Source organism: Roseobacter sp. HKCC-CH-9351, from assembly GCF_037830295.1.
Taxonomy (GTDB): Bacteria; Pseudomonadota; Alphaproteobacteria; order Rhodobacterales; family Rhodobacteraceae; genus M30B80.
Map to the genome: position 1 here is coordinate 1510720 of NZ_JBBLYM010000001.1, position 22811 is coordinate 1533530.

The window sequence follows — 22811 nt, forward strand, 5'->3', positions numbered from 1 at the left end:
AAAGCTATGACCGACCAGACCCCAGACATCATCTATACCAAAGTTGACGAAGCGCCTGAACTTGCCTCGGCTTCGCTTTTGCCGATCATCGCGCGCTTTGCGCGGGCGGCGGGTGTCTCGGTTGGCACGCGCGACATTTCGTTGGCAGGGCGCATTTTGGCGGCATTTGCCGATCAATTGCCCGCCGATCAGCGCCAAACTGATGATCTGGCCGCCTTGGGGGAATTGGTCAAAACGGCGGATGCCAATGTGATCAAGCTGCCAAATATCTCGGCCTCTGTGCCGCAATTGCAAGGCGCAATCAAAGAATTGCAGGGGCAGGGCTATGCCATCCCTGATTATCCAGAAAATCCAAAAACTGATGCGGAAAAAGACGCGCGCGCGAAATATGACGCGATCAAAGGCTCTGCTGTGAACCCTGTCTTGCGTGAAGGGAATTCAGACCGCCGCGCGGCCAAAGCCGTGAAGGCCTATGCGCAGGCCAACCCACATCGCATGGGCGAGTGGACGAAGGACAGCAAAACCCGCGTTGCGGCCATGTCGGGCGGCGATTTCCGCAGCAATGAAACATCGGTCACGCTGAAAGATGCAGCAACCGCGCGCATCGTTCACGTTGCGGAAGATGGCACTGAGACTGTGTTGAAGGATGCAGCCAGCTACCCCGCGGGCACGGTTGTCGATGCGACCTTCATGAGTGCTGCGGCGCTGAGCGATTTTCTGGCGGCAGAGATTGAACAAACGAAGAAAGATGGAGTGCTGTTCTCGCTGCATATGAAGGCCACAATGATGAAGGTCTCTGACCCGATTATCTTTGGTCACGCGGTCAAAGCCTATCTTGCGCCCGTCTTTGAACAATTTGGGGATCGTTTGGCGGCACTTGGCGTCAACCCCAATTCGGGTTTGGGTGATCTCTTGACCCGCATTGCAGGTGAGGCCGATATCAAAGCGGCGATTGACGCTTGCATGGCAGCGCGCCCGCCTATGTATATGGTCGACAGTGATCGCGGCATCACCAATTTGCATGTCCCCTCGGATGTGATTGTTGACGCATCCATGCCCGCGCTGATCCGTGCAGGTGGCAAAGGCTGGGGGCCAGATGGCAAGGAACATGATGCGGTCTGTGTGATCCCTGATAATTCTTACGCGCCCGTCTATGACGAGACGATCAAGTATTTCAAAGAAACGGGCAAGCTTGATCCCGCCACCTGCGGCACGGTGCAGAATATTGGCCTGATGGCGCAAAAGGCCGAAGAATATGGCAGCCACCCAACCACATTCGAAATTGCCGCAAAAGGCATGGTTCGGATGATCTTGGAAGATGGCACAGTGATCCATGAACATTCTGTTGAAGCGGGTGATATTTGGCGTTCGGCCTCTGCACGCAAAGCACCGATTGAGGATTGGGTGAATTTGGCGATTGATCGTCAGCGCGCTGAAGGCTGCGAGGCGGTGTTTTGGTTGGATGAAACCCGCGCCCATGATGCGGAATTGATTGCCTATGTGCGCCCGATTTTGGAAGCGCGCGGTGTGGCCGATAAATTCGCGATTATGGCGCCGCGTGAAGCGACCCGTAAAGCCCTAGAGACTATCCGCGCAGGCAAGAACCATATCGCCATCACAGGCAATGTGTTGCGCGATTACCTGACCGATCTCTTCCCCATCCTTGAATTGGCGACATCGGCCAAGATGCTGTCGATTGTAAAGCTGATGCAGGGCGGTGGTTTGTTTGAGACGGGTGCAGGCGGCTCGGCCCCGAAACATGTTCAGCAGCTGCAAGGTGAAAACCACCTGCGTTGGGACAGTCTGGGCGAGTTCTGCGCCCTTGGTGAAAGCTTTAAGTTCTTGGCGGAGACAAAGAACAATGCCGCAGCTCGTATCTTGGGCGAAGCGGTCGAGGCCGCGACCCAAGGCGTGTTGGACGATAACCGCAGCCCTGGCCGCAAGGTGGGCGAGCCTGACAACCGCGACAGCCATTACTGGTTTGCGCGCTACTGGGCCGAGGCCTTGGCCGCGCAAGGCGAGGATGCAAAGCTTGCCGCAGAATTCGCGCCAATCGCCAAAGCATTGGCAGAACATGAGGCGCAGATTTTGGCCGAGTTGCACGCAGGTCGCGGTGCGGCTGTGGATTTGGGCGGCTATTACCACGCAGACCCCGCAAAGGTTGCAGCCGTCATGCGCCCTTCGGCCACGATGAACGCAATTTTCGCCTGACGCACAGGCCACTTCGCGTGATAATTTAGCAAAGCCCCCCGTGGTTTCGGGGGGCTTTTCTCTGTTTTGGGGCTTTCCATATCGGCCCCAATCAGACAGAACATGGCGCAACATGAGGGGAGATGCCATGCGCATTGTCATTGCAGGGGCGAGCGGGTTTGTGGGGCAAATGCTGGTGCCCGAATTGCGCGCGCGCGGGGCTGATGTGATGCTGCTGGGCCGTACCCCTGAGGCGCTGCAGGCGAAATTCCCCGAGTGTGCGGTGTCGGATTATGCAAACCTATCGCAGGCGCTGCTGGGGGCAGATCTGCTGCTCAATTTGGCGGTGGTGAATTCAGATGCGGGGGCAAGCCTGAGCGCCTATCAGGCCGTCAATGTCGAATTCGCAGCCACGCTTGCGCAGGCGGCGCAGGATGCGGGCGTGCGGTTTATCAATGTCAGCTCAACCCATGCTTTGGAGGCAGCCAACCGATCCGCCTATGCGCAAAGCAAACGCGATGGTGCTGCCGCAGTTGACGCGGTGGGGGGGGATATCGTGCATCTTTATCTGCCCGCGATTTATGGGGCGACATTCGCAGGCGCGTTGCGCCATCTAAACCGCTTACCCACGCCTCTGGCGCGGTTTGCCTTTGGCCCGATTTCAGCGCTGAAGCCGACCCTGTCCGTGACGCGGCTGGCGGAGTGGCTGTGTCATCACGCGCGGACGGCCGGGTGTGAGCTTGTGCTGAGTGACGGGCAGGGGGGCAACCTCACCTATCGCGCGGTCAGCCGCGTGATGGATTTAGCTGCTGCAGTGGGTGGCTTGATCCTATTCGCGCTGCCTATGCTGATCTTGTGGGCGTTGATCCGCAAAGAGGGCGATGGCGCTGCAATTTTCGCGCAACCGCGTGTGGGCCGTGGGGGGCAGGTTTTCACTTGCTACAAATTCCGCACCATGGCGGTTGGCACGAAACAGGCGGGCACGCATGAGGTGTCTAGCGCCGCCGTCACGCCCTTGGGGGGCAAGCTGCGTCGATATAAACTTGATGAGCTGCCGCAGCTTTGGAACGTGCTTTGGGGTGATATGAGCCTTATTGGCCCACGCCCCTGCCTGCCTACGCAAGAGGAATTGGTGCGCCTGCGCGGTCAGGCGGGTGTTTTGCACATTCGCCCTGGCATCTCAGGTCTTGCCCAAGTTGCGGGCGTGGATATGAGCGACCCCGCGCGCCTCGTTTCATGGGATGCCCGCTACATCGCGCTGCGCGGTCTGATTTTGGACATCCGGTTGATCTTGCAAACCGCCCTTGGGGCGGGGCAGGGCGATCGCGTGGGGAAATGAGATTGATTTTGCGCGTGTTTGATAACTGATGTTTCGTGACATTTGAAAAACACTTCAAAAACGCAGCCACGCGCGTGGAACGCTTTTCTTGGAATAAAATCAACTTCTCAGGATATTTATCCATTTGTGAAATTTGCTGCGTGTCATTTGCCTGTTGATCGTAGCCAGAGGTTGCAAATTTTCGTGCATTGGCGTCTCATGTTGCGGCCAAATTATGTTCGGGAGGGTCACGTGGAGCGCATAATTTTTGTGATAATTTTGGTAGTTGCGAACTGGTGCGTGAGCACTGCTGCAGCTCAAAGCTACTACGAGCCGGAGAGGGGCACTGCGACGCGGTCTGCACTGATGGATGCAATACGCCCGCATGTCGAGTGGGACCTTGGCCAGCCCATTGAGTTCGTTGTCAACGATTTGCGCGTTTCAGGCGACGTAGCATTTGCGTCTCTTGCTCCTCAGAGGCCGGGTGGCGCTCCAATCGATCTCAGAGACACTCCTTGGTATCGCCGCAATTGGGACCCGAATTCTGACTTTATGGATTTTATGGATGGCACACACACTGAGGCGCTCTATCGCAGAATGAGGGACACGTGGGTCGCAGTCCACTTCGCAATTGGAGCGACGGATGTGTGGTATGATTGGGGCGAGTATTGCCCAGAGTATCGCTCGGTTATTCCTGAGTGGTGCAAGTAGAGCATTTATTCTATCGGTTGACGGTGGTCATAAATAATTCGGGCGGTTCTTGTGAGCGTTAAGAGGATATTCCACATTCAACCGGGGACGGATGGCGGCACTGAGCGCTTCTTCGTGACGCTGTCTGAGGCCTTTCATGGGCGCGGCATCGATCAGGCATTTGCCATTCGACCGAAACGCGCTTGGCGTAGCGAATTGGAAGAATTTGGTGATGTCGTCGAGGGGCAGTTCCTGAGGAGGACACCAAGGGGTATGTTCGATCTGTGGCGCCTTCACAGATCTATCAGAGAATTTAAGCCTGACGCGATTATGGCGTGGAGAGCTCCGGCTGCTCGTTTGATACCACGCGCAGTGCCGGCGGCTAAGGTGGTAAGGCTTGGAGATTACCCCCGCCACGTGCGCCACTTTGCAGGCCTTGACGCAGTAGTTTGCAATAACCCCAGCATAGCGCGACACATTGACGGAATTGGTTGGGATGGCGATGCTCCAATTATTTCTAACTTCTCTCGACCAGTTTCTGTGTCTCCGATATCGCGCGGAGAGCTCGACACGCCCGATGGTGCATTTGTTGTCTGTGGCGCCGGCCGCTTCACGCGCGTGAAGGGTTTCGACCTTCTGATTGATGCAATTGCTCACGTCCCCGGCGCTTATTTGTGGCTGGTCGGTGATGGTCCTGAGGCAGAAGCTCTCAAGTGGCAGTCAGAGGATTTGGGGGTGTCTGATCGCGTGCGCTTCGCGGGTTGGAGAGATGACCCGACCGAGGTGATTGGAGCGGCTGACGCGTTTGTTTTACCGTCGCGAGCTGAGCCGCTTGGTAATGCTCTCATTGAGGCTTGGCGCGTCGGTGTACCGTCAGTCGCTACTCGGACAGACGGACCGAATTGGTATGCAGAAGACGGCCGCGACGCACTGTTGGTGCCATTTAGTGATCCTGGCGCAATGGCTGCTGCACTGCTCCGGCTTCAACAGGATCCTGGCCTTCGCCAGCAACTTGCAGATGGAGCTCAAGCCACACTGTCGGAGAAATTTGATAGAGATGGTGTCGTTGATGCTTATCTTGAATTGTTCGACAGCCTGAACGGCCGCCAGATATGATTGATCAGTGTCCCGCAGAAAGCTAGATCAGAAACGACAACACTTCGTCCCAATTTTTAGATGATCAGTCCCTCACAAAGGCGCCGGCCACTGTCCGGAGATATGCAGTCTCGATTGGAAAAATTCACCGCTTACTGGATATACACGATCCCACAAATTGCGAGATGGTAAAACTTGCCCTTAGGCGCGCTCAACGCTCAGCCATCGCGCCGCAGAAGCAGTCAATGGGTCTAACACGTGACAACGTAAATGCGATTGTGGCTTTATCACATCGCTCTGTGAGGCACTTGCGCGACGCAACTATGATTTCCGTTGGGTTCGACGCTTTGGCACGTCGATCTGAAATTATCGGTATTCGAGTGAGTGATGTTCAAATCCCTGATCCAAGGGCTGGGCGCTTATTAATACGGCGCAGCAAGATGGACCGAATGGCGCGCGGAAGGTGGGCACACCTAACGGAGTTGACTTCCAGGCTGGTTCTAAGATGGCTCGAAAAGAGCATAAATAATGAATTCTTATTTGGCCCTGTATTTCGGGAGCGTGTGATTGATAGGGCACTTGATCCGGTCACTGTTCAGCGCAGCCTGCGCCGCGCAATATCTGAAATAGGTTTAAGCGAAACCTGCAAGTATACGTGGCACGCTTTAAGAGTTGGTGCTGCTCAAGAGCTTCTTAAACTCGGCAGGAGCAGTTCCGATATCATGCGCGCCGGGGGGTGGCGGTCCATATCGAGCGTCGCTCGCTATCTTGAGGCAGCAAATCGAAATGTTTGGCTGTAGGATACATCTACTTGAAACTGTCGTTAAAAACGTCGCATTTCAACGTTGCTACTGGTTCTACCTGCTTCCGTGACGTTTACCTCGTCTTAATTGTCGTTTGGTGTCAGCACGTGACCCACGTCAAGCCATTTCAACCTAAGAGCAGATCGGACTTTAAATTGAAATCGACTTGATCGTTGAGAATGGTCCACTTCAAATAACAATAATAAAGCTAAAAAAGTATCACAAAATAAATCTTAATTATATTGCAAAAAATTTTTATTGTTCAACAATTTTGGTTGCGTGATAAATAACAATTCAGAGGCACACTGTCACATAAGTCTGTTATTGCGAATAAATACAGGTCATGTTTAAAACGGCAATACTTGTGGATTCGGGATGCAGTGTGACCGCAAGCTAGCCTCAATGTTGTGGGCTTCCATTCATATGGGGCTAGTGAGTTTGAACAATGCAGTCAGCTATCGCGCTAACCAACCGCGCGTGCGGTAGCTATTCCATAATACGCTCACCACAGCCTTTGTGGTACTGGTTGGCCCATCTGGCGCTATCCAGGTTACAGCTATCTCCTAGCTATTGGCATAGTAAATTTTTCAAGAAGACAGTTCCATTGGTGTTCACTCTAAAGATTTTAAAAGAAGTTCGGTTTTTTCTGGGGATGAGTGGCCGAAAAAATGCAACCATTGCGATCCTTCTTGTGATTGTTTTAGCATTACTGGAAGCTGTTGGAGTGGCCTCGGTTATGCCATTTCTTGCAGTGCTCGCTGATCCGGAATTGATAGTTAGCAACCATGTTCTTGCGCAACTTTTTAGGGTTGCAGGCTATTGGGGTATCGAGTCTGAGGAAGGTTTCTTGGTGGTAATGGGATTGTTGGTTTTATTAAACCTCTCAATTGTTACTGCTTATCGAGTTATAACGAATTACTATATTTCAAGATACAGTGAAAAACTCAGACATAATATATCGATCTCTTTATTGAAGACCTATCTTCACCAGCCATACACATTCTTTGTAGAGCGAAACAGTACAGACATGGTGAAATCAATTGTTTCAGAAGTGGATCAATTAACTAGCTTCGTTCTGCAACCATTTATCAACATGATTGCTTATTCGTGTGTGTTGTTCTCAATATTGGCCCTTCTTTTTATTGTCCATCCGCTGATAGCTACCCTCTGTATAGTCTTATTCGGGGGATTTTACATTGCAGCATTTTTAATTATGAAAAAACAAATTTCGAATCTTGGTGAAAGAAGAGTAATTGCTAATCAAAAAAGATTTCTTGTGTTGGCGGATGCATTTGGTGGTATAAAGGAAACTAAAGCAACAGGCCGCGAGACATACTTTTTGCATAGTCTTGTTCAGCCCTCAAATGAACTTTCTATCACCCAGTCTCTAAGTGCAACACTTAATCAAATCCCAAAATATTTAGTTGAATTTCTAGGTTTTGGTTTGATTATATCTTTAATCACTATTTTAATGATCACTTCAGGGGGGTTTAGTAGTAACGCACTAGCGTCTGTATTGCCTCTTTCCGGACTTTACGCCCTCGCTGCGTACCGGATACAGCCAGCGTTGCAGGCGATTTTCTCTGCATTGGCAAGTGTGCGTTACGGTCGTGTTGCGATGTCGAGTTTATATGAAGACCTGCAATGTCTGCGGGGAAGGCGAGATTTAGATGATGAAGAAAACAGTACCATAAAATTTAAAAATAGAATTAGTTTTTTGGACATTTCATTTCGGCATGAAAAATCATCAAAGCTAATTTTGAATAATGTAAGTTTTGAAATTAACCATGGAGAAACAGTGGGGATAGTCGGCTCGACTGGTGCTGGTAAGTCTACACTTGCGGATATACTGCTTGGGTTAATGAGGCCGACATCTGGGCAGATACTAATCGATGACGTTTGTGTGCGACATTTGAATATTATCCAATGGCGTAGGTCGTTGGGTTATGTACCTCAAAATATATATATTTCAGACACATCGGTTTATCAAAATATTGCGTTTGGTATCGCGTTTGAGGATATTGACAAAGACTATGCGGAATATTGCGCTAAATTGGCTAACATTCATGACTTTATAGAAAAAGATTTGCCGTTTGGATACATGAGTGCACTCGGCGAGAGGGGTGTTAGCTTGTCGGGTGGACAGCGTCAGAGGATAGGCATAGCGAGAGCTTTATACTCAAATCCAGATCTTCTTATATTTGATGAAGCTACAAGTGCTCTTGATGGAGTTACGGAAGCGGCTGTGATGGACTCCATTTTGTCACTACGCAACAAAAAAACTATTGTTATTATCGCTCATCGTTTCAATACGTTAAGAAGTTGTGACTCGATAATTTTTTTGGAAGATGGTCGAATTCGCAGTCACGGCACTTACGAATACTTAATGGGCAACGACCCGATGTTTTTGAAAATGAGTGGGGAGGCTCGTAGAGAAAGTGATACTTGATAAACAAATATTTCCTTATGTTGTTCACTATAATGATTCAATTGAGTATGCGCTGCAAAAAATAAATAGTAACTCAAGGCGTATTGTTTTTTGTTTGTCTGATAACGGCGCACTGCTTGCGTCTTTTACAGATGGTGATTTTCGTCGGTGGGTTTTGAGCGGTCAGGATATTGATTTATCTAGCCCAGTTCATGTAATTGCCAACCGCAATTGTTTCTTTTGCAATGAAAATGACAGTCCACTCCATATTTCGCATCATTTCTCGGATAAAGTCTCTGGGATTCCTCTGGTTGATAGTGCGGGTAAGATTTCAGCCATCGCATGGAAGTCGGAAGGGGGGTTAGCGTTTGGTGATCACCTCATATCACCTGATAGCCCAACTTTTATAATTGCTGAAATAGGCAACAACCATAATGGCTGTATCAATGTAGCTAAACGCCTTGTTGAATCTGCTGCGGAGGCGGGCGCAAATTGTGTAAAATTTCAGATGCGTGATATGCAGTGCCTGTATGGTGACACCCGTCGTGTCGATGGCTTCGACCTTGGAGCTGAGTATGTTTTCGATTTACTTGACCGGTATCAACTTTCAAACGATGATATTTTCGAAATGTTGGATTTTGCAGCTGAATGTGGTCTTGTTCCTCTCTGCACTCCATGGGATTTACAGAGCTTAAAAGCCCTAGATAATTATGGTGTCTCTGGTTTTAAGATCTCATCTGCAGATCTCACAAATCACATTTTACTAGAAGATGCGGCAAAAACAGGTAAACCTCTTCTTGTTTCCACTGGAATGTCTAAAGAGATTGAAATCCAAGAAAGTGCTAAATTATTACAAACATATGGAGCATCATTCGCTTTTTTGCAATGTAACTCTGCATATCCAGCTCCGTATGAAGATGTCAATCTATTGTATATGGATCGCCTTAAAGCTCTATCGTACGGAATTGTGGGTTATTCAGGCCATGAGCGAGGATACGAAGTGTGCATCGCTGCCGTAGCGCGGGGGGCAAAGATCATTGAAAAACATTTGACACTAGATCGCGATATGGAAGGCAACGACCACAAAGTTAGCCTGCTGCCAGATGAATTTGCTCGAATGTGTTCATCCATTCGAAACGTTGAAGCTGCGCTCGGGCAGTCGGGCGATCGCGTTATTACTCAAGGAGAGCGTCTGAACCGTGAGGTTTTGGCCAAGTCCCTTGTTGCCGCCAAAGATATAAAATTGGGCGAGAAAATTACTCGCGATAAGATTGAGATATTCAGCCCGGGCAAGGGAATCCAGCCCTCAAGGTTGAAAGATTTGGTAAATATAATAGCTTCAAGAGAAATAAAAGCAGGTGAGCCATTTTTTGATTCAGATATTTCAGGTCAAAGTGTGGCGCCTCGTGACTATAACTTTGATCGGCCGTGGGGAGTGCCTGTAAGGTATCATGATATATTAAATATCTCAAAACTAGTGAACCTAGATTTGGTAGAATTTCATTTAAGCTATCGTGATCTTGATTTGGATCCATCCGATTATTTTAGTGGGCCATTGGATTTGCAATTGATTGTCCATAGCCCTGAGTTGTTTTCTGGTGACCATATTATGGATTTATCATCAGATAACGCGAGTTATAGAAATAGATCGATCAAGGAGCTGAAGCGTGTTATTGATCACACGATAAACCTTCTTAAATTCTTTCCTAACGTTAACCGCCCATTGATCGTCGTTAATGCAGGTGGCTTCAGTAGTGATAGCTTTTTATCGAAACAGCAAAAAGATGTACGATATTCGCGCGTTCTAGAGGCGTTGGATCAAGTTGCCGTAGATGATGTCGAAATCATTATCCAGACGATGCCACCATTTCCGTGGCATTTTGGTGGACAACGATATCATAATCTATTTATGCATCCGCAGGAAATTCATGATTTTTGTAATATATCGGGGCATCGCATATGTCTGGATATATCACATGCCAAGCTTTTTTGTAATTACTTTAATCACTCTCTACACGATTATATTGCGAAATTGGGGCCACAAATCGCTCACTTACACATTGTCGATGCTGCAGGCTTTCATGAGGAAGGATTGCAAATAGGTTGTGGAGAGATCGACTTTTCTAGCATCTGCGCCGATTTAAACAAGTGGGCTCCAGCGGCACCGTTTATTCCTGAAATTTGGCAGGGACATGTCAATACTGGGGAAGGTTTTTGGGTGGCGCTTGATAGATTAGAGCGCCACTTTCATGGACCTCAGTTATAAAATATACTAGATTACATGAAAAAAGTCTGTTGTATCATCCCTGCTAGATCTGGCTCTAAAGGAATCCCCCAAAAGAATTTGTTAAGCTTTGGAGGGAAACCGCTTATTGCTTGGTCGATAGAGGCGGCATTGGCCTGTGACCGTATAGATCGAGTTGTGGTTTCTACCGATTGTAGAAAAATTGCCAAAGTAGCTAAAGCTTTCGGTGCTGAAGTACCATTTTTGCGGCCATCCAGTCTTGCCGCTGATGATGTTCATGCAACTAATGTAGTAATTCATGCAGTTGATTGGCTTTCCGTCAATGAAGGCTATTCGCCAACCGCTGTTTTGATGCTCCTTCCAACTAGTCCTTTGAGAACTAATCATGATATTTGCAGAAGCATTGATTTACTTTTTGCTCAGGACGCGCCGGCTGTTGTAAGTATCGTCAGGACAGGAAAATATTTAAATAATTTGCGCTATTTTGATGGTGAAAATATGGAGCTTGTTGCGTGCTCGGACAAAATCAATCTTCAACGGCAAGAATTGCGAGAACTATATGCCGTAAATGGCTCAATTTTTATTGCCAAAACTGCAGTGCTTATGTCAGAAAAAAATTTTCATGTTGTGGGTGCTAAAGGTTATGAAATGTCTTTTGAGCATTCCGTTGACATTAACGGGCATGACGATCTTTGGTTGGCGTCTCTTCTTCTTTCTAACAGATGAAAAGTGAAGCTGTCTGTGTGCATCAATCGTGATGGAGAATAAATATGAGTTATGATTTTTACTATATTATAGAAAAGCTTGAAAAAGAAAAATTTGCTTGTGAGCCTTTTACCCATGTAGAGATAAAAAATGTTTTTTCTGATGAGCATTTTAGCGAGTTAATTTCATCATGTGACATATATCTGAGTCCACAAAGATCTGACAAAGATCTTATCAAGGCCTTGGAAACGCAAGGCTATGCGTCGATCAATTTTCCAGGTAGTGTCACGGATAGCGATCACTACATTTCGTGGAGAAAATCTAAGGGCACTGGGCGCGATAAGATTATTAATCCAAATATGAACACCGCGTGCGAAGGGTTTGGGTATGTCATGCGCCTTTATCAGGTTAATTCCCCAATAGTGGCGGCAGTTCAAAGTTTTTTTGGCTCTAGTGAATTTCATGAGGCAGTCGCTAAAAAGTTTAATATCACCGCCAATGTAATTTACGATGGAGGTGTGCAAAAATATTTAGATGGATATGAAATAAGTCCACATCCCGACATAAGAAAGAAGGCAGCCACATGGATGGTAAATATTAACCCAACGGTCAACTCAGATTTATTGAATTACCATACCCACTACATGAAATTTAAAAAAGTTCGTAAATATGTTCAAGCTTTGTGGGAGGCAAATAGAGATATTGAGCGCGCATGGGTTCCTTGGGATTGGGCTGCCACTTGCAAGGTGCAAGACGCAAATAATTCTATGGTGCTATTTGCACCGAGCGATAATACTCTTCACGCTGTTCGTGCGGACTATGACCACCTAATTACCCAGAGGACCCAGATATACGGCAATTTGTGGTTTCACAAATCCGAAGCATCAAAAGGTCTCAAATGGGAGGAGCTCGATGTCTTGGCTCGCGCGCATGACATTTTTAGCAGAACCGATACAGGTCAAGGTAAACGCGCTATCTAGTATTAATTTATCCGTCGCCGTATGAACTGCATTCGTAACGTAGGTAACAGCTTTTTGTGAGGTACAGTGCCTAATAAGCCTAGAATTCTTCATGTTGGGATACACAACTCGCTAAACCACAATGCTGGCGATACGTTGCTTTTTCCTGTTGTCCGGAAAACTTTCGAGCATTTTCTTGGTCCTGTAGAGTGGGAATTGTGCCAAGCTTGGGAGCCGTTCACATTAGAGGATGCACAACGAGTTAACGAGTTCTTCGATGGCCTTGTATTAGGAGGTGGGGGGCTATTGTTGCGTGATCAAGCTGGGAGTGATTCTACGCGCAGCGGTTGGCAGTGGAATTGCGAGACGGCGGCGGTTAACGCTCTTGATATACCACTTTTTACGTTTGCGATTGGATACAATAGATTTAGAGGGCAACCAGAATTTGATTCAATCTTTACAGAAAACATAAGAGCATTGGTTGCCAAGTCATCATTTTTTAGCTTGCGAAATAACGGATCCATAGAGTCGCTTAAGCGATATTTATCAGGGTCTCAGTCTTCGAAGCTTTGCCGCCAGTTTTGTCCTACAACGATTATTTGGCAACTTTTCCCTGAATATCGGCGCGACTCATTGAACCATTATGGTAAGAACAAAAAGGTGTTATCGGTTAATGCGGCTTTTGATCGTATCAATTTAAGAATACCTCATTTTTCAGATCACTATTTAAACCAATTTGCTTTGTCCCTTAAGTCAGCATGTGATAATGGCTGGGAGATTTTACTCACTTTACATAAAAAAGTTGACCAACAAATAGAACCGTTCTTACGGGCTGAGGGCATAAGATATAAAATCATCGATTTAACACAATCGACACCAAATCAAATTATGGCATTTTATGCTGAAGTGGATGCCGTGGTTGGAATGCGTGGGCACTCTCAGATGATCCCATTTGGCTTACGAAAACCAATTTTCTCCATTATAAGTCATGATAAAATGAAGTTTTTCCTTGATGACATTGGTCACCCGGAGTGGGGGGAAGAAATCACATCCCCCGAACTAAATTCTAAGATTATTGGCTTTTTATCTGCTCTTGAGTGTGCACGAGACGACATGAATGCGTCCATTTCTTGTGCGCAAGAATCTGTATTTTGTGAAACGGTTAAAAATTTTGATTCAATACGACGCGTTTTATCTTTATGAGTGTTGAGGTCATCCATGCTCCTATATTTGCACTACGTCGTAGAACCCAGTGGAGGTAAGTCACGTGAGTATTGACGGTTTCTTTATTAAGCTGACGTCGCGCCTTGAAGCCAGAAATTCCACAATTGAAGCTTGGATTGCACGTGTTCTACGCCGTATAAGGATATCTCTATCGCTGGGTGTCTTGAGGAGCCAAAGAAAGGATAAATTAAAAGCAATAAATTTATATGTTAATAGCAAATTTCCAAATATAAATTTAAATGAATATTTTTATGATATTTATCTCAGGTATGATAATATTTTGCATGATGAGGTAAAGAGCACTCTTTACCCTGAGTGCTTTATTTCAGAGGAAAAGATAATAGATAAGTATCATAATGTATTGGCTGATGGAGAAATTAAAAAAAATACCGCTGACAATTTTGATGTACGTTGCTTAAGTAGGATGCGTGGTGATTTTATAAAATTCGGCTATGTTGTTGCTCCATTTGAGCTATCTGATGACGCCGTGCAAAATTTCATGCAAGCTTCACGAAAAATCGAATATACCCTTAGCGGTCTGGTGCAACCTGGAATTGATACTGCATATTTGCCCGATACTCCTGCAGCTGCCAAGGCTGTGCAATATCTTCACAAAGTAAACCAAGGTTCAGAAAGCCTATATCCGCACGCTGTTCGCTCTCTTATCTTTGATATTTCATGTTACTTGATGCAACAAAAAAGCTTGGCGCTTTGCTCGGATCAATTCTGGTATAGCTACCCGGTCAAGGCGGCACCGGGTCAGCATGACGCTGCTCAGGGATGGCATTTTGATCTGGACGCGCTAAGCTGGATTAAAGTGTTTACTTTTTTTACTCCTGTGGACGAGCGCTCAGGCGCTCACGAGGCGGTTTTGGGTAGCCATTTGAGTGGAGCCAAACCTGCTGCCGTTAGAGCATATGGTACTCAAAGGTTGCCCGTTGATTTAATCGAGCGCACTTATGGCTCAAGTAAAGTTTTCGAGCTACCAGCTGGATCGATTGTTTTTGGTGATACTAAATGTTTACATCGCGGCAGGCCATTGAAGGCAAGTGGCTACCGATGCATGTATCAATTTTATTTAACAGTTCCTCCAGGTAGTTTTCATTGGCCAACTATAAAAGTTCATAACTTTAAATAATGTATTTTTGTTTTTTAAAAAATTTTATATCAGTCTTTAGTTGTCTTTCGAACTTATTAATTACCAAGGCACATGAATTTTTTTTATATTTAAATTTCTATATAACTGTTAATCATTTGAAAATAGTTCGCAACAGGTGGCGTAATGTCAGATTTCCATAAAATGCTTGAGCAACTGGGCGTAATTTCATGTGATCGTTTGGAACTGTATCACGATCGGGTAAGAGACCGTGAAGACGTTTCAGTTTTTCGCGATCCAGTTACAAAAGTAATTGTTCTTTCCAAGGCCAGCCACATCTCTGATCAGTATTATGCGGAGAGAGATGAGGAAGATGGATATATTGTAAGAGACCAAAAAATAATATCACCCCGCGTTTCTGATAATCTTCGGCGTAAATCCGATTTTTTAAATTATGTGCAAGGTAAGCGTTGGCTTGATTTTGGTTGTGGTTTAGGCGGTACCCTTGAAGAATTGTCTGATCAGTCTGCTTCATGCGCAGGTCTTGAAGTAAATAAGCTTAGGGCTGAATTCGTCGCATCAAAAGGATATCAGGTATTTAACTCAATCGGTGAGTTATCACATGGATCCTTTGACATTATAACATTGTTCCATGTTTTAGAGCATTTATCCGAACCTGTTGAAGCACTGACCGATTTAAAGGCGAAGTTGGCAGCGGGGGGTAAAGTATTGATTGAGGTGCCTCATGCTAAAGATGCTTTGTTTGATTTATATGACTGTACAGAATTTAAGAATTTTACATTTTGGAGCGAGCATTTGGTACTTCACACACGGGAAAGTTTGAGAGCTGTTGCTCAAGCAGCAGGTTTTAAGAATATACAAATCAAAAGTTTGCAACGCTATCCACTTTCTAATCATCTGTATTGGTTGTCGCAGGGGCTGCCAGGCGGCCACAAGGTATGGCCAGAGCTTAGTTCAAATGAGCTTGATAGAGCATATCAAGCCGCCCTAGCTATGCTTGATCAAACAGATACGCTCCTGCTAATTGCATCATGAATTTCCTTCTTGACCGATTTCCATACTCTACTTATCAAGCCGTTAGCGAGGCGCTCTTGGCGGAGGGTCATCGAGTAGCGCTAACTGTGCTGACGCAACAGTCTAAGTTCTCCGCCCTAAATCTACCTAAAAATTGCTTTTATGATCATCAGATTGCACGCGGAATGGTTACATATAACGTTCCCAATGTACTATCTAGAGAACATTTGGAGAAAGCGTCAACCTACGAGGGATTAGCTATTGGTGTCTTCGCAAGATATTCAATTGGTCAGAGAAATTTTTCTGCGCAAGAAATGTCGAGCCACTATTTTGAGTTATATAATTTTTGGTTATATCATGTATTGGATAAAAAAATAAATTTTTGTTTTCATCACTATGTTCCGCATGATCCATCTTCTTTTGTGTTATATGTAGTTTTGAAGGCAATGAAAATTCCATCAGTTTATGTTGACACTCCTCATATTTTTAATAGGTATAGATTTCTCTCATGCTCCTTTACGGACAGAACTCTTTTGCTTTCTAGCTCACAAAACTCCCAAAATTTTGATTTTAGAGGGGCCTCTTCCCGATTTGGTCACAGCCTGCGGCTGAATATGGAAGAAAGCATACCAAAGCCAATAAGATTTCGAACCGCTAGAGAAAAAGACAAAAAAATCCATACAGCAATTAAATTATTGAATTTTAAATTTATGGATATTTTTAGGGTTATAGGCTTTATTTTAAGGCTTAATAAACCCGCGGGTCATTTATTCAAATTGTCTAGGCGCAGATGGTCATCATCAAAGAGTGAATTTAATAAAGTTTATTATTCAATATTTTTTTTATATCAAAAAATCCTTCTTAGGATTAAGCTAAAACAGTACGAGTTAAAGTGTAGCACCGAACTAACCCCCGGAAGGTACTTATATTTCGCAATGTCCGCTCAGCCTGAAGGTTCCACACTTCCAACCGCCTTGGCGTATAAGGATGTATTTACGGTCTTGCGGGCTATTAGGACTGCTTTACCGTCGAATATAAAAATTGTCTACAAAGAAAATCCATCAATGTTTGAACTGAGAAACCCGTATATCTCTGCAGTTAACTATCGATCATCAGATTACTATGATCAAATATTGGACATTGGTAATGTTCAACTGGTATCGACCACCCACGACTCTACTGAACTAATAAAAAATGCATATTGCGTTGCGACTATAAACGGCACAGTCGCTATTGAGGCAGTTCATTTTGGTGTTCCGGCGATAACCTTTGGTTCAAATTGGTATGATCAGGTCGATGGGATACTTCGTTTTGAAAATAACGATGATCTAGCAAAAAAGCTTTTACATTTAGATAATTATCATCCCGTGCCTGAACTAAGTAATGTGTATTTGGATCAGAATTTCCTTATAGAATTTGATGATCATGATCCTTATGAATTTCATGGTGAAGCGCGCGAGCAGCTTGTTAATGCTTTTTTAAGATCAGTTGAAAAGTTCAGATCTCTGGGTGAATGTAAGTGGAGTATTTAAGTGAAGGTTGTGTTGTTAGCTGGTGGTTATGGCACTCGTCTTTCTGAGGAAACAGACTTAAAGCCTAAACCTATGCTAGAAATTGGTGGGAAACCAATTTTATGGCATATCATGAAGATTTACTCAACTTATGGGCTTAACGATTTTATTATTTGCTGTGGCTACAAGGGTTACGCGATTAAAGAATATTTTTCTAATTACTTTCTGCATCAATCAGATGTCACATTTGATTTGGGAAACAACAGTCTTCAAGTGCATCAAAATAAAGCTGAACCTTGGTCTGTTACTCTAGTAGATACCGGCGAGGACACGATGACCGGAGGTAGATTAAAACGCATTCGCTCATATCTCAATGCTGAAGAAGATTTTTGCTTTACCTACGGGGACGGTGTGGGAGATATTAATATCCCGAAATTAATTGACTTTCATCGTGCTCATGGTCTGGATGCGACCCTCACTGCAACTAGGCCGCCAGGTCGGTATGGTGCGCTAAAGCTGACACCAGATGATGGAGTAGAACGTTTTGTCGAGAAGCCTGAGGGTGACGGTAGTTGGATCAATTGCGGTTTTTTTATACTGAAACCGCGCGTTATTGACCGCATTGAGGGAGATGAAACAAGTTGGGAGAAAGAACCGTTAGAGCAGTTGGCTTTTGATGGCAGCCTAGCAGCGTTTAAGCATACTGGATTTTGGCAGCCGATGGATACTATCAGAGAGAAAAAATACCTTAATGATCTGTGGAATTCAGGTGCTGCGCCTTGGAAGGTTTGGAAATGAATGACAGTTTCTGGAAAGGTAAGTCGGTTTTCATTACTGGCCATACTGGGTTCAAAGGCGGTTGGTTGGCGCACTGGCTTTATGAGTTGGGTGCCTATGTTTATGGATATTCGCTAGAACCACTCACCAGACCCAATTTCTTTACAGAAACTCATCTTAGTAAGCGTATCTCACAATCAATCATTGGTGATGTACGTGACATTTCTGCACTCTCCGATGCTATACATGCAGCACAGCCGGAGATTATTATCCATTTGGCGGCGCAATCATTGGTGCGCATGTCTTATAGCACCCCTGTTGAAACCTTTGCCGTGAATGTACTTGGAACGGTTAATGTGTTGGAAGCTGCACGCAAGGTTGGCACCGTGAAAGCCATCGTTAACATCACTACTGATAAGTGCTACGTAAACAATGAGTGGGTTTGGCCTTATCGAGAAAACGATCGATTAGGCGGTCATGATCCTTACGCGGCAAGCAAGGCTTGTGCAGAAATCGTAGCTGCGGCATATCGCGCGTCTTTTCTGGATAACTGTAATATCCATCTTGCGAGTGTACGCGCGGGCAACGTGATTGGTGGTGGTGACTGGGCAACCGATCGTTTGATCCCTGATTTTTTTCGCGCATTTGATGCAGGCAAAACATTGGCCATTCGATCACCGAATGCAGTTCGTCCCTGGCAGCATGTATTGGAGCCGCTTTACGGTTATCTATTGCTCGCAGAAAAGCTCTACACAAAAGGCCGTGAATTCGCTGAAGCTTGGAACTTTGGTGCGAATTACGAGGACTCGAAACCCGTTAGTTGTATTGTGGACATGTTGTGCGCGCGCATGCCAGGTGCGAGGTGGAAAACCGGCAGCACCCTAAAAGTGCATGAAGCCGGTTTGTTAACGCTTGATAGTAGCAAAGCAAAAACCCAGTTGGGTTGGGTACCTAGATGGGATCTTGGGGCCACACTCGACAAGACGATAGAATGGCATCAGGCGTGGCGAAATAAAGCGGATATGGCGATGATCACCAGTTCCCAAATTCAAGCTTATATTAAGCCATGAAGCGCTTTAATGTTGCAAAATCTTCAATAAATGATTTGCGAGTTATCCATCGTCAGCCCATCAGTGATGAACGCGGCTATCTTGAACGTGTTTTTTGTAGTGACGAACTAAAATCGATCATAGGCCAACGCAACGTCATGCAGATCAACCACACGTTGACTGGTAAGGCGGGTACGGTTCGCGGAATGCACTTTCAGCATCCACCATATGCAGAAATGAAGCTAGTATCTTGCTTGAGGGGGGAAGTGTTTGATGTCTCGATCGATCTGCGCAATGGATCACCGACATTTCTTCATTGGCATGGGGAAATTTTAAGCGAAAAAAATCATCGCACGGTTTGTATCCCTGAAGGTTTTGCTCATGGCTTTCAATCTCTAACTGATAACTGTGAATTGCTATATTTGCACACTACTACTTACAGCCCAGATGCAGAGGCAGGTCTGAACGCGCTTGACGCTCGTTTAGCAATCAAATGGCCGATGCCCATAACAGAGCGTTCGTTGAGGGATAAGCAGCACACGATGCTCACTTCGGAATTCGAGGGTTTGTTTCTATGAAATGCCGTCACTGCAAAAGTCCCCTGATACATGAATTTATTGATTTGGGCTTTGCGCCGCCATCGAATGCATATCTGACTGCGGCAGATCTTAAGAAACCGGAGCAGTATTATCCGCTTAAGGTGAAAGTTTGTGACCACTGCTGGTTAGTACAAACTGAAGACTATGCACAAGCAACTGAGCTCTTTCTTGCGGATTATGCTTATTTCTCTAGTACATCTGATAGCTGGGTGGCGCATGCTAAAGCTTATTGCGAGAAGATGATCCGGAACTTACGGTTGAGCAGAAATAGTTTTGTCATTGAAGTAGCGTCAAATGATGGCTACCTATTAAAGAATTTTTTGGCGGCGGGCATCCCTGCGCTTGGGGTTGAGCCGACCGCAAGCACTGCTGAGGTTGCAGAAAAATTAGGTATCCCAGTTATACGCGAATTCTTTAGTGCAGCATTAGGTCAGAAGTTGGCTCAGCAGGGAAAGGAAGCAGATTTAATCGTTGGAAATAACGTATATGCTCATGTGCCAGATATCAACGATTTCACCAATGGACTCAAAAAAGTACTGAAATCGAATGGTACGATCACGCTTGAATTTCCGCATCTTATGAAGCTGATTGAGCATGCACAGTTCGATACGATCTACCATGAACATTTCTCTTACCTCTCACTTTACACCGTGGGCCACATATTTTCTGCCTCAGGTTTACGGGTTTGGCACGTTGAAACGTTGCCAACTCACGGCGGTAGCTTGCGCATCTATGGCTGTCATGCTGGCGATGCGCGAAAAACTACTGAATCGGTTCAAGTAGTCCTGGAAAAAGAAGCGGAGTTAGGGCTTCAAAGTTTGTCACCATTTGTCGAGTTTCAGCCGCGCGCTGATAGGATCAAGAATGAACTGTTGGGGTTCCTTTTGAAGCAAAAAAGTTCAGGGAAAACAGTTGCCGCTTATGGGGCTGCGGCCAAGGGCAATACATTGCTCAACTATGCAGGTGTGAAGTCTGATCTGTTGCCTTTTGTTTGTGATGCGGCGGTATCCAAACAAGGGAAATTTATGCCGGGTAGCCACATTCCCATCTTGGAACCCCAGGCTCTAATTGAGGCTCAGCCAGATTATGTTTTAATCCTCCCATGGAACATTTCTGAAGAAGTGAATAGCCGATTGGCACAAGAGATGCCTGCCTCTCAATTTGTGACGGTAGTGCCTGAGCTTAAAATCATATGAACGCGCGGATTTTTTATACTAAGCCCTCTATTACTGACCTTGAGGTGAGCTATGCAAGCGATGCCGCTGCAAATGGATGGGGGGATCAATGCTACCGTTATATTGATCGATTTGAAGAACTATTCAAAAAACATCTCGATGTCGGCTACGCCATTGCAACATCCAGTTGTACTGGTGCTTTACATATGGGACTGGCGGCACTTGGCATAGGCCCTGGAGATGAAGTGATTATTGCCGATACCAACTGGATAGCCACTGCATCGCCCATTGTTCTTTTAGGCGCGCGGCCTGTATTTGTCGATATTTTACCTGACAGCTGGTGCATCGATCCTGAGCAAGCTGCGGCTGCAATTACACCACGAACAAAAGCGATCATTGCGGTGCACCTTTATGGCAATCTCTGTGATATGGACCGGCTCCTAGCGATTGGTGAACAATATAGCATCCCTATTATTGAAGATGCTGCCGAAGCTATAGGTTCAAGTTATCATGGAAAACGTGCTGGAAGCATGGGTGCTTTCGCGGCGTTTTCCTTTCACGGCACTAAAACATTAACCACTGGCGAAGGCGGAATGTTTGTCACGAACGATGCCCACCTCTATGAGCGCGTACTTACATTGAGCAATCACGGAAGATCCAAGCATACAGTCAGACAGTTTTGGCCAGATATGATTGGTTTTAAATATAAGTTGTCAAATATTCAGGCCGCAATAGGGTGCGCTCAAATAGAAAGAGTAGAACAATTAATCAAGAGAAAGCGTGAAATTTTAAATATCTACAAAAAAAATATCGAATATCTTGGCGGGATCTCAATGAACCCCACTAATGGTACAATTATAAATGGCGCTTGGATGCCAACTGTAGTGTTCGATGAGTGCAAAAATGTATCTCGCGAGATGATCAAAAATGAATTTGAGAAGGAAAATATTGATGCACGTGTGTTTTTTTGGCCTTTATCTGGACTGCCTATGTTTAAAGAAGTTAATTCCAATGTAAATGCAAAATCAATAGCCTCTCGAGCCATCAATCTCCCCTCCTATCATGATATCTCTCTCGAAGAGCAAGAGCGAGTTATCAACGTCATTCGAAAACTAGCAAAGGTATAAGGTTAATATGGCACATGATGATAGAGAAATTTTTTTGCGGTCGCGCTCCAAGAGAATAGAAGATTATGAGAGATATAAAGATGAATTTAATAAAACTCTGACTCAGCTTACTAGACTGGATTATGAATATAACTTTGATTATCTTGGATTGCCAATTATCCAGATGCCGCAGGATATCATTGCGATGCAGGAAATTATTTGGAAAGTAAAGCCAGATCTTGTTATTGAAACCGGTGTTGCCAGAGGTGGTTCAATAATATTTAGTGCATCTATGTTGTCGTTATTAGAATATTGTGATGCGATGGATGCAGGTCATTTAATCGATCCCAATAATGTGAATAGACGTGTAATCGGTATTGATATTGATATAAGATCACACAACCGTCTTGCGATTGAAAGCCACCCGATGAGTCATAGAATTGATCTAATTGAAGGATCTTCTACGGACGTTAGGATCATCAGGGAAGTTACTGAGATGGCAAAGAAATTTAAAAGAGTATTGGTTTGTTTGGATTCTAATCACACACATGAACATGTATTTTCAGAGCTTGAAGCCTACGCTCCGTTGGTTTCAAAGGGAAGTTACTGTGTTGTCTTTGACACAAATATAAACGACATGCCTGATGATTTGAATGCAGATAAGCTCTGGAGCACGAAGCAAAACCCGAAAACTGCTGTTCACCAGTATCTAAAAGATAATGATGCATATGTTATTGATAAAGAAATACACAAGAAATTACTTTTATCTGTTGCACCTGATGGATATCTGAAAAAGATCAGGTAGA

General features: G+C 45.3%; 18 protein-coding genes. All 18 read left to right on the top strand.

Annotated elements, in window-relative coordinates:
• Nucleotides 1-6 precede the first annotated feature (6 nt).
• The 18 genes from AAC632_RS07660 (at nt 7) to AAC632_RS07740 (ending at nt 22810) form a co-directional block, all read left to right on the top strand.
• On the top strand, nt 7-2211 hold the full coding sequence (locus tag AAC632_RS07660; protein WP_340297166.1) for an NADP-dependent isocitrate dehydrogenase: 2205 nt from the start codon (nt 7-9) through the stop codon (nt 2209-2211).
• Between the two features lie 127 nt (nt 2212-2338).
• Entirely contained in the window at nt 2339-3529 is a 1191-nt protein-coding gene (locus tag AAC632_RS07665) for a hybrid nucleoside-diphosphate sugar epimerase/sugar transferase (protein ID WP_340297165.1), read from the top strand.
• Between the two features lie 741 nt (nt 3530-4270).
• Nucleotides 4271-5314, top strand: a complete 1044-nt coding sequence (locus tag AAC632_RS07670; protein ID WP_340297164.1) for a glycosyltransferase — start codon at nt 4271-4273, stop codon at nt 5312-5314.
• A 224-nt stretch (nt 5315-5538) separates the two neighbouring features.
• Nucleotides 5539-6093: a tyrosine-type recombinase/integrase gene (locus AAC632_RS12230; protein WP_445322688.1), complete on the top strand. Its 555-nt coding sequence runs from the start codon at nt 5539-5541 to the stop codon at nt 6091-6093.
• Between the two features lie 448 nt (nt 6094-6541).
• Nucleotides 6542-8545 carry an ABC transporter ATP-binding protein gene (locus AAC632_RS07675; RefSeq protein WP_340297163.1) on the top strand — a complete coding sequence of 668 codons (2004 nt, stop codon included), beginning with the start codon at nt 6542-6544 and terminating at the stop codon, nt 8543-8545.
• Complete coding sequence (locus AAC632_RS07680) at nt 8535-10790, top strand: N-acetylneuraminate synthase family protein (RefSeq protein ID WP_340297161.1); 2256 nt, start codon at nt 8535-8537, stop codon at nt 10788-10790. Before AAC632_RS07675 ends, AAC632_RS07680 begins: the two co-directional genes overlap by 11 nt.
• Nucleotides 10791-10805: 15 nt before the next feature.
• Nucleotides 10806-11495, top strand: coding sequence for an acylneuraminate cytidylyltransferase family protein (locus AAC632_RS07685; protein WP_340297159.1), 690 nt, complete (start codon nt 10806-10808; stop codon nt 11493-11495).
• A gap of 44 nt (nt 11496-11539) precedes the next feature.
• Complete coding sequence (locus AAC632_RS07690; protein ID WP_340297157.1) at nt 11540-12454, top strand: hypothetical protein; 915 nt, start codon at nt 11540-11542, stop codon at nt 12452-12454.
• A 66-nt stretch (nt 12455-12520) separates the two neighbouring features.
• Nucleotides 12521-13636: a polysaccharide pyruvyl transferase family protein gene (locus AAC632_RS07695; RefSeq protein WP_340297155.1), complete on the top strand. Its 1116-nt coding sequence runs from the start codon at nt 12521-12523 to the stop codon at nt 13634-13636.
• A gap of 64 nt (nt 13637-13700) precedes the next feature.
• Nucleotides 13701-14795, top strand: a complete 1095-nt coding sequence (locus AAC632_RS07700) for a phytanoyl-CoA dioxygenase family protein (protein ID WP_340297153.1) — start codon at nt 13701-13703, stop codon at nt 14793-14795.
• Between the two features lie 144 nt (nt 14796-14939).
• Nucleotides 14940-15809: a class I SAM-dependent methyltransferase gene (locus tag AAC632_RS07705; RefSeq protein ID WP_340297151.1), complete on the top strand. Its 870-nt coding sequence runs from the start codon at nt 14940-14942 to the stop codon at nt 15807-15809.
• Nucleotides 15806-17320, top strand: coding sequence for a capsular polysaccharide export protein, LipB/KpsS family (locus tag AAC632_RS07710; protein ID WP_340297149.1), 1515 nt, complete (start codon nt 15806-15808; stop codon nt 17318-17320). The genes AAC632_RS07705 and AAC632_RS07710 overlap by 4 nt, the downstream gene beginning before the upstream one ends.
• Nucleotides 17321-18097, top strand: a complete 777-nt coding sequence (gene rfbF / locus AAC632_RS07715; RefSeq protein ID WP_340297147.1) for a glucose-1-phosphate cytidylyltransferase — start codon at nt 17321-17323, stop codon at nt 18095-18097. It begins immediately after the preceding gene.
• Nucleotides 18094-19146 carry a CDP-glucose 4,6-dehydratase gene (gene rfbG / locus AAC632_RS07720; RefSeq protein WP_340297145.1) on the top strand — a complete coding sequence of 351 codons (1053 nt, stop codon included), beginning with the start codon at nt 18094-18096 and terminating at the stop codon, nt 19144-19146. The genes rfbF and rfbG overlap by 4 nt, the downstream gene beginning before the upstream one ends.
• Complete coding sequence (locus tag AAC632_RS07725) at nt 19143-19703, top strand: dTDP-4-dehydrorhamnose 3,5-epimerase family protein (RefSeq protein WP_340297143.1); 561 nt, start codon at nt 19143-19145, stop codon at nt 19701-19703. Before rfbG ends, AAC632_RS07725 begins: the two co-directional genes overlap by 4 nt.
• Nucleotides 19700-20920 carry a class I SAM-dependent methyltransferase gene (locus AAC632_RS07730; RefSeq protein ID WP_340297142.1) on the top strand — a complete coding sequence of 407 codons (1221 nt, stop codon included), beginning with the start codon at nt 19700-19702 and terminating at the stop codon, nt 20918-20920. Before AAC632_RS07725 ends, AAC632_RS07730 begins: the two co-directional genes overlap by 4 nt.
• Nucleotides 20917-22026: a DegT/DnrJ/EryC1/StrS family aminotransferase gene (locus tag AAC632_RS07735; protein ID WP_340297141.1), complete on the top strand. Its 1110-nt coding sequence runs from the start codon at nt 20917-20919 to the stop codon at nt 22024-22026. The genes AAC632_RS07730 and AAC632_RS07735 overlap by 4 nt, the downstream gene beginning before the upstream one ends.
• A gap of 7 nt (nt 22027-22033) precedes the next feature.
• Nucleotides 22034-22810, top strand: coding sequence for a cephalosporin hydroxylase family protein (locus AAC632_RS07740; RefSeq protein ID WP_340297140.1), 777 nt, complete (start codon nt 22034-22036; stop codon nt 22808-22810).
• Nucleotide 22811: the final 1 nt, after the last annotated feature.

Bases quoted from the DNA above. Each gene is read 5' to 3' on its own strand.
- AAC632_RS07660 (WP_340297166.1), top strand. From the start codon at position 7: ATGACCGACCAGACCCCAGACATCATCTATACCAAAGTTGACGAAGCG.
- AAC632_RS07690 (WP_340297157.1), top strand. From the start codon at position 11,540: ATGAGTTATGATTTTTACTATATTATAGAAAAGCTTGAAAAAGAAAAA.
- AAC632_RS07710 (WP_340297149.1), top strand. From the start codon at position 15,806: ATGAATTTCCTTCTTGACCGATTTCCATACTCTACTTATCAAGCCGTT.
- AAC632_RS07665 (WP_340297165.1), top strand. From the start codon at position 2,339: ATGCGCATTGTCATTGCAGGGGCGAGCGGGTTTGTGGGGCAAATGCTG.
- AAC632_RS07725 (WP_340297143.1), top strand. From the start codon at position 19,143: ATGAAGCGCTTTAATGTTGCAAAATCTTCAATAAATGATTTGCGAGTT.
- AAC632_RS07705 (WP_340297151.1), top strand. From the start codon at position 14,940: ATGTCAGATTTCCATAAAATGCTTGAGCAACTGGGCGTAATTTCATGT.
- AAC632_RS07685 (WP_340297159.1), top strand. From the start codon at position 10,806: ATGAAAAAAGTCTGTTGTATCATCCCTGCTAGATCTGGCTCTAAAGGA.
- AAC632_RS07675 (WP_340297163.1), top strand. From the start codon at position 6,542: ATGCAGTCAGCTATCGCGCTAACCAACCGCGCGTGCGGTAGCTATTCC.
- AAC632_RS12230 (WP_445322688.1), top strand. From the start codon at position 5,539: ATGGGTCTAACACGTGACAACGTAAATGCGATTGTGGCTTTATCACAT.
- AAC632_RS07735 (WP_340297141.1), top strand. From the start codon at position 20,917: ATGAACGCGCGGATTTTTTATACTAAGCCCTCTATTACTGACCTTGAG.
- AAC632_RS07740 (WP_340297140.1), top strand. From the start codon at position 22,034: ATGGCACATGATGATAGAGAAATTTTTTTGCGGTCGCGCTCCAAGAGA.
- rfbG (WP_340297145.1), top strand. From the start codon at position 18,094: ATGAATGACAGTTTCTGGAAAGGTAAGTCGGTTTTCATTACTGGCCAT.
- AAC632_RS07730 (WP_340297142.1), top strand. From the start codon at position 19,700: ATGAAATGCCGTCACTGCAAAAGTCCCCTGATACATGAATTTATTGAT.